Source organism: Salipiger sp. HF18 (genome assembly GCF_011806505.1).
Classification (GTDB): Bacteria; Pseudomonadota; Alphaproteobacteria; order Rhodobacterales; family Rhodobacteraceae; genus Salipiger; species Salipiger thiooxidans.
Window position 1 is genome coordinate 1 of the sequence record NZ_JAATOS010000121.1, and the last position, 10,613, is coordinate 10,613.

The following is a 10,613-nucleotide window of genomic DNA, read 5'->3' on the forward strand; positions in this document are numbered from 1 at the left end:
GTTCGACCTCTGGTTCTCGGACTGTCTGGGCGCATTCGGCGGGCACGCGGCAAGGCGCGGAGGAGTCGCAGCTGCCCGCAAATTGTCGTGCGTTATAGACAAGAGCCGTGGGTCTGCAACCCCATTCCGCCCGGGTCGCGCGGGGTTCAGAATAGCGTCATCCGGCCGGCCCGGCCGGATGCGGCACGTGCCGCGGCGCGGCCCACTGACGGGCCGCGCAGGAAAATCCCGGCGGGCGGGGCGCTTCCGGGCCGTTCGGATCTGCGCGAAGATCCGAACGGCCCTGCCCCGCTACTGCGCGGCGTGCATCAGCGCGTCGGCGGCGCGTGATGTATAGAGGTAGTCCCGCGTGGTCGGCACCGCGTACTGGCGATGCGCGAGCTGCAGGTGGAAGACGCCCTGGAAGGTCTCCTCGAAGGCCGCCTCGCAGACCACGAGGTAGAATCGCCACATCCGGATGAAGGTCTCGTCATACATGCCGCGGATCTGGTCCAGCGCCGCCTCGAACCGGTCGCGCCAGTGGTGCAGCGTCGTGCCGTAGTGACCGCGCAGCACCTCGACGTCGGTGGCCCAGAGCCCGGTGCGTTCGATCGCCGCCGACACCTCGGAGAGCGACGGGATGTAGCCGCCGGGGAAGATGTACTTGTCGATCCACATCGACGTCGCCGCCGGCTCGGACACGTGCCCGATGCTGTGAATCAGCGACACGCCGTCCTTGGCGAGCAGCTCGTCGACCTTGGCGAAGTACTCGTCGAGATGCGGGTAGCCCACGTGCTCGAGCATGCCGACGCTCACGATGCGGTCGAAGGTCTCGTCGATCTTGCGGTAGTCGAGCAGCCGGAAGTCGACCTTGTCCGCAACGCCCTCGGCCTCGGCCCGGGCCTGCGCCGTTGCCAGCTGGTTCTCGGAGAGTGTCACGCCGGTCACATGGGCGCCGTAGTCGCGTGCCAGCGTCAGCGCCATGCCGCCCCAGCCGCAGCCGATGTCGAGCACCCGCATCCCGGGCTTGATCAGCAGCTTGCGGGCGATGTGGTCCTTCTTGGCTTTCTGCGCCTCTTCCAGCGTCATGCCGGGCCGGGTGAAATAGGCGCAGGAATACTGCATGTCGCTGTCGAGGAAGATCCGGTAGAGATCGTCCGAAATGTCGTAGTGGTGCTGGACGTTGCGCTGGCTGCGCAGCGGGTTGTTGCGCTGCTCGATGCCGCGGGTCCAGCCGCGCACCGCCTGCACGATGTTGAACCACTTGGGCATCTCGCCCATCTGCTGGTTGCGCACGAGCAGCGCCACGAAGTCATAGACCTGCTCCGGCGCCACCACGATGCGGCCATCCATGTAGCCCTCGCCGAGCGCCAGCACCGGCCGCTGGCCCAGTTCGCGCACGATGCCGTCGTCGGCCAGCGCGACATCGGCCTCCAGACCTCCGCCCGGTCCGTAGCTTTCGGTGGTGCCATCCGGCCAGGTCAGGTTGAGCCGGCCCGTCACGACCAGCTTCCGCAACATCTTATCGAGCACGGTCTTCCACATGATAAGACCCCTTTGTGCAATGAGATTCGGTATCGGCCCTTGGCGGCAAACCGCGCGCGGGTCTTAAGAAAGGTTAAGTCACACGACCTTTTCGGCAAGTTCGGCGCCCGATTCCCTTGACTTCCGGTCCGTCGCGCGCTGTATCGGCGCCTAACTTTCCAGCAGTTTCCTAAGGGGCATCCCACATGCACGCCTATCGCACGCACACCTGTGCAGACCTGAAAAAGGAGAACGTGGGCGACACCGTTCGCCTCTCGGGCTGGGTGCACCGCATCCGTGACCACGGCGGCATCCTGTTCATCGACCTGCGCGACCACTACGGCATCACGCAGGTGCTCTGCGACCCGGACAGCCCGGCCTTCGCCGATGTCGAGAAGGTCCGCTCGGAATGGTGCATCCGCATCGACGGGACCGTCAAGGCCCGCGACGAAAGCCTCGTGAACCCCAAGCTTCCCACCGGCGAGATCGAGGTCTTCGTCCGTGAGCTCGAGGTGCTCGGCGCCGCGAAGGAGCTTCCGCTCATGGTCTTCGGCGATCAGGAGTACCCGGAAGAGACCCGCCTGCGCTATCGCTACCTCGACCTGCGCCGCGAGGAGATGCAGCGTTCGATGACCCTGCGCTCGGACGTGGTGGCCTCGATGCGCCGCCGCATGTGGGACAAGGGCTTCCGCGAGTACCAGACGCCGATCATCACCGCGTCCTCGCCCGAGGGCGCCCGCGACTTCCTCGTGCCGTCGCGCCTGCACCCGGGCAAGTTCTACGCGCTGCCGCAGGCACCGCAGCAGTTCAAGCAGCTGATCATGGTGTCGGGCTACGACAAGTACTTCCAGATCGCGCCCTGCTTCCGCGACGAGGACCCGCGCGCCGACCGCTCGCCCACCGACTTCTACCAGCTCGACCTCGAGATGAGCTTCGTCACCCAGCAGGACGTGTTCGACACGGTCTCGCCGGTGATCGCGGGCGTGTTCGAGGAATTCGGCGGCGGCGCATCGGTCGACGATCCCGCCTCCTGGCCGCAGATCCCCTACAAGGAAGCCGCGCTCAAGTACGGCACCGACAAGCCGGACCTGCGCAACCCGATCGAGATGCAGGACGTCTCCGAGCATTTCCGCGGCTCGGGCTTCGCGATCTTCGCCAGGCTGCTCGAGCAGGACGGCACCGAGATCCGCGCCATCCCCGCCCCCACCGGCGGCTCGCGCAAGTTCTGCGACCGGATGAACGTCTTCGCCCAGAAAGAGGGTCTGCCCGGCATGGGCTACATCTTCTGGCGTGAAGCCAACGGCGAGATGGAAGCCGCCGGCCCGCTTGCCAAGAACATCGGCCCCGAGCGCACCGAGGCGATCCGGCGGCAGCTGGGTCTCGGCATCGGCGACGCGGCGTTCTTCCTCGGCGGCAAGGCAGCAAGCTTCCAGCGCGTCGCGGGCAAGGCACGTGACGTGATCGGCGAAGAGCTCGGCCTGACCGAGAAGAACCGTTTCGCCTTCGCCTGGATCGTGGACTTCCCGATCTACGAGAAGGACGAGGAAACCGGCGCCATCGACTTCGAGCACAACCCGTTCTCGATGCCGCAGGGGGGCATGGAGGCGCTCGAGGGCGACCCCCTCGCCGTGAAGGGCTTCCAGTACGACCTCGCCTGCAACGGCTACGAGCTGGTCTCGGGCGCGATCCGGAACCACAAGCCGGACGTGATGCTCAAGGCCTTCGAGCTGGCGGGCTACGGCGAGGACGAGGTGAAGAAGCGCTTCGCCGGTCTCTACACCGCGTTCCAGTACGGCGCCCCGCCGCACGGTGGCTGCGCCGCCGGCATCGACCGTATCGTGATGCTGCTGGCCGGCACTTCAAACATCCGCGAGGTCATCATGTTCCCGATGAACCAGCGCGCCGAGGACCTGATGATGCAGGCGCCCTCCGAGCCGACCTCGGACCAGCTCATGGAGCTGTCGCTGCGGGTGATCCCGCAGGAGTGAGCTTCGGCCACTGTCTGACCGACGAAAGGGCGCACGCGGGGCGCCCTTTTTCGTTCTGCCGGGGTGTGGGGCAGCCGACGGGAGCCGCCCCGTGGCCTCCCGCTTCCAGCGAAACGGGCGCCGCGCGTCGCCGGTCCGCGGGGTGGCGATCCGACAGTCGATCCTCTCGCTTTTTCCCGGCCACGTCCGAAGGATCTCGACACGCGGCCCCCGGACCAGCCAAATCGCCAGCCCGGATGACGTCCCGTCGCCCCCCCCGTTCCAGAGAAACATGAGCCGCGCATCGCCGGTCCGCGGGATGGCGATGCGAGCTTCGAGCCTCTCGATTTATTCCGGCCACGTCCGAAGGACCTCGACACGCGGCACCTGGCCCAGCCAAATCGCCAGCCCGGGGGGCGGGCCGGCGATGCGCGGCGGCTTCGCCTTGGTTCCGCGCGGGGGCTTCGCGCACAGGGGTGCGGTACTCGACACCGCGCCGCCCGCACACCCGAGGGGCCTATTCCTCCGCCAGTCCTGCGAGGATCGGGCAGTCCGGGCGGTGGTCGCCGTGGCAGGCCTCGACCAGCCGGCCGAGCGTGTCGTGCATCTCCCGCAGCTGCGCGATCTTCTCCTCGATCGCCAAGAGATGCTCAGACGCCAGCGCCTTGACGTCGGCGCTCTCGCGCGTTTCGTCCTCGTAGAGCCCCAGCAGCTTGCGGCAGTCCTCGATGCTGAAGCCAAGCGCCCGGGCGCGGGCGAGGAAGGCAAGCTTGTGCAGATCCGCCTCCGAGAACGCCCGGTAACCGTTCCCGGACCGCTTCGGCGTCACGAGGCCGATGTCTTCGTAGTAGCGGATCGTCTTGGCGGGGATGCCCGCCCGCTCGGAGACCTGACCGATATTCATTCCGCCGGCTCCGCCACGAGGGTTTCGCGCCCCGCCCGGGTGGCGCCGCTGCGCATCGCGGGTGACAGCCGCCGCAGCCGCAGCGCGTTGGTCAGCACGAAGACCGAGGACAGCGCCATCGCCCCCGCCGCCAGCATCGGCGACAGCAGCAGACCGAAGGCCGGGTAGAGCACCCCGGCCGCGACCGGGATCAGCGCGACGTTGTAGCCGAAGGCCCAGAACAGGTTCTGACGGATGTTGCGCAGCACCGCGCGACTCACGTGAAACGCCTCGACCACGCCGGCCACGTCCCCCGAGACCAGCACCACGTCGGCGCTCTCGATGGCGACGTCGGTGCCGGTGCCGATGGCGATGCCCACCTCGGCCTCGGCCAGCGCCGGGGCGTCGTTGATGCCGTCGCCGACGAAGGCCACCGCGCCGAACCGTTCGCGCAGCGCCTTGACCGCGGCGAGCTTGCCCTCGGGCAGCACCTCGGCCTCGACATGGTCGATGCCCAGCTCGGCGGCGATGGCCCTGGCCGTTGCCTGCGTATCGCCGGTGATCATCGCCACGCGGATGTCCTGCGCGTGCAGCGCCGCGACCGCGGCCCTGGCCCCCGGCTTCAGCCGGTCAGCAACCGCGAAGACCCCGGCGACCTGCCCGTCAATGGCCACCACGACCGGCGTCTGGCCAGCGCCGGCGATCTCGTCATGCACGGCCTCGAGCCCGGCCATGGCCACGCCCTCGCGCACCATCAGGCGCTTGGCACCGATCAGCAGGCGGCGTCCCTCGACCGTGGCGCGCAGCCCGTGCCCGGCGATGGCCTCGACCACCTCGGGCTGTACCAGCCCCTCGGCGGCCTGCTCCAGCGCCCGCGCGATCGGGTGCTCCGAGCCCTGCTCGGCGCTCGCCGCCAGCCGCAGCACCTCGGCCACGTCCCAGCCCGGCGCCGCCTCGGAGCGCGCCAGAGCGGGCTTGCCCTCGGTGAGCGTGCCGGTCTTGTCGAAGGCCACCACCCTGCTCGATTCGAGTCGCTGCAGCGCGTCGCCCTTGCGGAACAGCACGCCGAGTTCGGCGGCGCGGCCGGTGCCCACCATGATCGAGGTGGGCGTGGCGAGGCCCATGGCACAGGGGCAGGCGATGATGAGGACCGAGACCCCGGCCACCAGCGCATGGGTCAGCGCCGGAGACGGCCCGAAGAGCAGCCACGCGAGGAAGGTCAGCGCCGCCGCGGCGATCACCGCGGGCACGAACCACACCACAACCCGGTCGGCGAGCGCCTGGATCGGCAGTTTCGCCCCCTGTGCATCCTCGACCAGCGAGATGATCCGCGCCAGCATGGTGTCGGCGCCCACGGCGGTGGCCCGGAAGCTGAGCGCCCCCTGCCCGTTCACCGTGCCGCCGACGACCGGGTCGCCCGGGCCCTTGCCCACGAGAACCGGTTCGCCGGTGATCATGCTCTCGTCGACGTAGCTGCGCCCCGTCAGAAGCTCGCCGTCGACGGCGATGCGCTCGCCGGGGCGGACATGCACCACGTCGCCGGGCTGCACCTCGTCGATGGCCAGCTCAGCGATGGCCCCGTCCCGTTCGACCCGCGCGGTGGCCGGGCGCAGCCCTACCAGCCGCCGGATCGCGGCGCCGGTGCGGCCCTTGGCACGCGCCTCTAGGAAACGGCCCAGCAGGATCAGCGTGACGATCACCGCCGCCGCCTCGAAATAGACCGCGCGCGCGCCCTCGGGCAGCAGCCCGGGAAGGAACAACGCCACGGTGGAATAGCCCCAGGCCGCCAGCGTCCCGAGCGCCACCAGCGCATTCATGTCGGGTGCGCCCTTGAACAGCAGCGGCAGGCCGATGCGGTAGAACCGCCGGCCGGGGCCCACGAGCACCGCGGTGACAAGCGCGAATTGCAACGCCCACGAGGTCGTGGTGCCGATGGTCGAGGCGAACCAGTGGTGGAAGCCGGGGAAGATGTGGCCCCCCATCTCGAGCACGAAGACCGGCAGGGTCAGCGCCGCGGCAACGATCAGGTCGCGCTTCAGCGTGCGCAGTTCCGCATCCTTGCGGGCGTCGCGCTCGGCGCTGTCGTCGCCCGCCGGGCGCGCCTTGTAGCCTGCCTCGCCCACCACGCGGGCAAGCTCGGCGCCGTCCACGCTGCCCGCGAGCAGCCTCACCTCGGCGCTTTCGCTGGCGAGGTTCACATGGGCCGAAAGCACGCCGGGAACGGCGCTCAGCGCCTTCTCGACGCGGTTGACGCAGGAGGCGCAGCTCATGCCGTCGATGGCCAGCGTCACCCGCGCCTCGCGCGCCGGGTAGCCAGCGCGGTCGAGCGCGTCGCGCAGTGCCTCGACACCGGCCGATCCATCGACCCGCGCCATGCGGTTGGCGAGGTTCACGCTGGCGTCGGTGACACCGGGCACCGCCGCGAGGGCCTTCTGCGCCCGCCCGGCGCAGCCCCCGCAGTTCAGCCGGGTGACTTCGAAACGCATGCTATCGGTGGCCATGTCAGACTCCTTCCGTCTGGTTCTGGCCGGGATATACTCCTTCCAGTCACTGGAAGGTCAAGGGGCAGTCGAGCCTGTCCCGGCATTCCTCGCACAAGAGCGGCAATCCGGCACGCTCGCCGGCCGCAACCAGCGGCAGGATCGCCTTCGGCACGACGATCGCCATGGCCTCGACCAGCGCCGCCTCGCGGTCCTGCTCGGCAGAGAGCAGCACGAAACGGGCCAGGTTGCGTTCGTCGTCGCTGACGCCCTCGGCGCCGGGACGGAGGATAAGCGGGGGATGCCAAGCGTGCAGGCGCATCAGCGCCATGAGCTGCGCGAAACCATCGACGCAGGCGCGGGCGCGCTCGAGGCCGATGGCCCCGACAAGGTCGGCCTCAAGCCGGTCCACCTCTTGCTGACGCCGCAGCATCTGCACGATTCGCCATTCCGGCACCCTCAGCGCGGGGCCGACCGTTTTGAAATATTCGTGACGCATGAGCACTCTCCAGCCGCGTGACCACAGAACGCCGGGCTTACCCGCGCGTCGGGCTGGCTGGACAGGTTAATCCTGACCTAAATTGTCAGATAAATCAAGCGGCGCCGTCGAGCCCGGTTTCCGCGGCGATCTGGGCACGCGACTTGCGGGCCCGCTCGGTGGCGGATTTGAGCTGCCCGCAAGCGGCCATGATGTCCTCGCCACGCGGCGTGCGGATCGGCGAGGCATAGCCCGCCTTGTGCACGATGTCGGCAAAGCGCTCGATCCGCTCCCAGTCCGAGCGCTCGTACGGAGCACCGGGCCATTCGTTGAACGGGATCAGGTTGATCTTGGCGGGGATGCCCTTGATCAGGTTCACGAGGCGGCGCGCGTCGGCGTCGCTGTCGTTCACGTCCTTCAGCATCACGTATTCGAAGGTGATCCGCTCGGAGTTCGACAGCCGCGGGTATTCGCGCAGGGCGTTCAGCAGCTCTTCGATGTTCCAGCGCTTGTTGATCGGCACCAGCTTGTTGCGCACCTCGTCGGTGGTGGCGTGGAAGCTCACCGCCATCAGGCAGCCGATTTCCTCGGCGCAGCGGGCGATCTCGGGGACGACGCCCGAGGTCGACAGCGTGATGCGGCGGCGCGAGAGGGCGATGCCCTCGCCGTCCATGACGATCTTCATCGCGTCGCGCACGTTGTCGAAGTTGTAGAGCGGCTCGCCCATGCCCATCAGCACGATGTTCGACAGCAGGCGCGGGCCATCCTCACCCGTGCCGGTGCCGGGCGCGGGCCATTCGTCGAGGTCGTCACGCGCCAGCATGACCTGCCCCACGATCTCGCCCGCGGTCAGGTTGCGGACCAGCTTCTGGGTGCCGGTGTGGCAGAACGAGCAGGTGAGCGTGCAGCCGACCTGGCTCGAGATGCAGAGCGTGCCGCGGCCTTCCTCGGGAATGTAGACCGTCTCGACCTCGTGGCCGCCGGCGATGCGGACGAGGTACTTGCGGGTGCCGTCGGCCGAGACCTGCTTCGAGACGATCTCGGGCAGGGCGATCTCGAAATGCGCCTCGAGCTTGGCGCGGTAGTCCTTGGCGAGGTTGGTCATCACCGAGAAGTCGCGGACACCCCAATGGTAGATCCATTGCCAGACCTGATTGACGCGCATCTTCGCCTGCTTCTCCGGCGTGCCCATCTCGATCAGCGCAGCGCGAAGGGCATCGCGGGTGAGGCCCACGATGTTCAGCTTGCCGCCCTCGGGCAGCTTGCGGGGGATCGTCACCACGTCCTGGGTGATCGGCGCGTCTGCGGCCATAACTCTGGTCCTCTGGCTGGAGAAGCCTGCTCCATACAGGATTCGACGAGAAAAACAAAGGGGCGCGTCAGGCCGGTTTCAAGACCCCGGACCCCGTGACCGCCCGTCAGTGCCTGACGGTGCCTGAAGGTGGCCGCTGCCCCGGTCCGTGCACGGGCCCGCTGCGGCGCGGGCCCGTCGGGTCAGAACCGTTCGAGCAGGCGCTCGAGGTATTCGAGCTCTTCCTCGGGGCGCTCGCCCTCGCCCGAGCGGCGGCGGATCTCGTCGAGCAGCTCGCGGGCGCGGCGATAGACGTCCTCGTCCTGCACCATGTTCTCGTCGGTGCCGATCTGGCCGTTGGCGCCGGCGTTGCGGCCGAGCGGGTCGCGCTGCTGGCCGGGGTTGCCGCCCTGCTGCTGGCCCTGCTGACCCTGGTTCTGCTGTTGCTGCTGGGCCATCGCCTCGCCAAGGCTGCGCATGCCCTCGCGGAGCGCCTCCATGGCCTGCGACTGCTGGTCGATGGCCCCGGCGAGATCGTCGTCGCGCAGCGCCTCCTCGGCGCCGTCCATCGCCTCTTCGGCGCGGCGCAGCGCATCGCGGGCGGCCTCGCCCGGTTCGGTTCCGGCGCCGGGAAGGCCCTGGCGCTGGCGGTTCAGCTCGCTGCGCAGCTGCTGCTGGCGGTCGGCGAGGCTTTCCTCGAGCGACTGCTGGCCGCCCTGCCCCTGCTGCGGCTGCCCCTGCTGCTGACCTTGCTGGCCCTGCTGCTGGCCGTCACCGCCCTGCCCCTGCTGAGGCTGGCCGGGCTGTTGGCCCTGTTGCCCTTGCTGGCCCTGCTGGCCCGGGTTGAACTGGTCCTGGAACTGGCGGAAGGCCTCGTCCGAGAGCCCCTGCTGCTCGCGCAGGGTATCGCCCAGCCCCTCCATCGCCTGCTCGCCCGGCGACTGGCCCTGCTGGCCCTGCGTGACCTGCATGTTCTCCATCAGCTGCTGCAGCTGCTCGAGCGCTTCCTGCGCCTCGGCCATGCGGCCCTGCTCCATCAGCTCCTGGATGCGGTCCATCATGCGCTGCAGGTCGTTCTGGCTCATCTCCATCATGTCCTGCGACTGGGACATCTCGGGATTGTCCTCGGCATTCTGCTGCGCCTGACGCGACAGCTGCCGCAGGTAGTCGTCGGTCGCCTCGCGCATCTCCTGCATGAGCTCGGCGATCTCCTGCTCGGAGGCACCGTTCTTCATCGCCTCGGACAGCCGCTCCTGCGCGCGCTGCAGCCGCTCGAGCGCCGAGGCAAGATCGCCCTCCTCGAGGATCAGCGCCAGATCCCACATCGCCTTGGCCAACACGTCCTGCTGTTCGCCGGTCATCTGCGCGCCCGAGGATTCGAGGTCGCGCAGCACGCCGCGCAGCCGCAGGTAGGGCACCGCCGAGCGGAACACGTCGTCGGGCAGGTAGCTGATCGCGCGCAGGATCCGCGCGATCTCGGGGACGTTGTCGCGGGTCCAGAGCAGCGCCCGGCGCTGTTCGATGATCGCCGCCGCCAGCGGATCGAAGAACCGGCGGCCCGGCAGGGTGATGGTCTCGATGTCCGAGGCGCCGGCCTGCCCGGCCTCGTCGGTGACGTTCAGCTCGAGCTTCACCGGCAGGTTGGCCCACGGATGCTCGGAGAAATTCTCGACCAGCGTCTCGGTGAACTCGGCCCGGTCGCCGGCGATCGGCATGGGAAGCGGCACCTCGATGGCGTCGCGCGGCTCGGGCTCGGTGGCGAGCAGATAGCTGCGGTCGACTTCGTCCAGCGCCAGCGTGACCCGGGCGGTGCCGCCGACGACGCCATAGTCGTCACGGGCGGTGAAGGGGATCTGGGCGTCACCCTCGTAGCTCGACTCGATCTCGCCCTCGCGCGCCACGCTGGGCGCGGCGTCGGCGGTGACCGAGATCTCCCACGCGCGGCCGCCCGGGCCGTCGATGGCGAGCCGGCCGGAATGCGCGACGGCGAAATCCTGCGCGGTCTCCTGCG

Annotated in this window: 7 protein-coding genes; 1 reads left to right on the plus strand and 6 read right to left on the minus strand. The window is 68.9% G+C overall.

Going from position 1 to position 10,613, the window contains the following annotated elements; all coding sequences use genetic code 11:
* Nucleotides 1-291: 291 nt before the first annotated feature.
* Nucleotides 292-1,524, minus strand: coding sequence for a cyclopropane-fatty-acyl-phospholipid synthase family protein (locus tag HC022_RS12200; protein WP_167452609.1), 1,233 nt, complete (start codon nucleotides 1,522-1,524; stop codon nucleotides 292-294).
* A gap of 185 nt (nucleotides 1,525-1,709) precedes the next feature.
* Between HC022_RS12200 and aspS the strand changes: the two genes are divergently transcribed.
* A complete protein-coding gene (gene aspS, locus HC022_RS12205; RefSeq protein WP_167452610.1) occupies nucleotides 1,710-3,491 on the plus strand; it encodes an aspartate--tRNA ligase in 1,782 nt (593 codons plus the stop codon).
* 496 nt (nucleotides 3,492-3,987) lie between these two features.
* Here the strand turns inward: aspS and cueR are convergent, their stop codons facing one another.
* The 5 genes from cueR to HC022_RS12230 form a co-directional block, all read right to left on the minus strand.
* Nucleotides 3,988-4,374 (minus strand): Cu(I)-responsive transcriptional regulator, encoded by a 387-nt coding sequence (gene cueR / locus HC022_RS12210; protein ID WP_167452611.1) that lies wholly within the window; start codon nucleotides 4,372-4,374, stop codon nucleotides 3,988-3,990.
* Nucleotides 4,371-6,854 carry a heavy metal translocating P-type ATPase gene (locus HC022_RS12215; RefSeq protein ID WP_167452612.1) on the minus strand — a complete coding sequence of 828 codons (2,484 nt, stop codon included), beginning with the start codon at nucleotides 6,852-6,854 and terminating at the stop codon, nucleotides 4,371-4,373. Before HC022_RS12215 ends, cueR begins: the two co-directional genes overlap by 4 nt.
* Before the next feature lie 46 nt (nucleotides 6,855-6,900).
* A complete protein-coding gene (locus HC022_RS12220) occupies nucleotides 6,901-7,332 on the minus strand; it encodes a hypothetical protein (protein ID WP_254885066.1) in 432 nt (143 codons plus the stop codon).
* 94 nt (nucleotides 7,333-7,426) lie between these two features.
* Nucleotides 7,427-8,623, minus strand: a complete 1,197-nt coding sequence (rlmN, locus tag HC022_RS12225; protein WP_167452613.1) for a 23S rRNA (adenine(2503)-C(2))-methyltransferase RlmN — start codon at nucleotides 8,621-8,623, stop codon at nucleotides 7,427-7,429.
* A 182-nt stretch (nucleotides 8,624-8,805) separates the two neighbouring features.
* Nucleotides 8,806-10,613, minus strand: a 1,808-nt coding sequence (locus HC022_RS12230; protein ID WP_167452614.1) for a DUF4175 domain-containing protein, incomplete at its 5' end; no start/stop codon positions are given.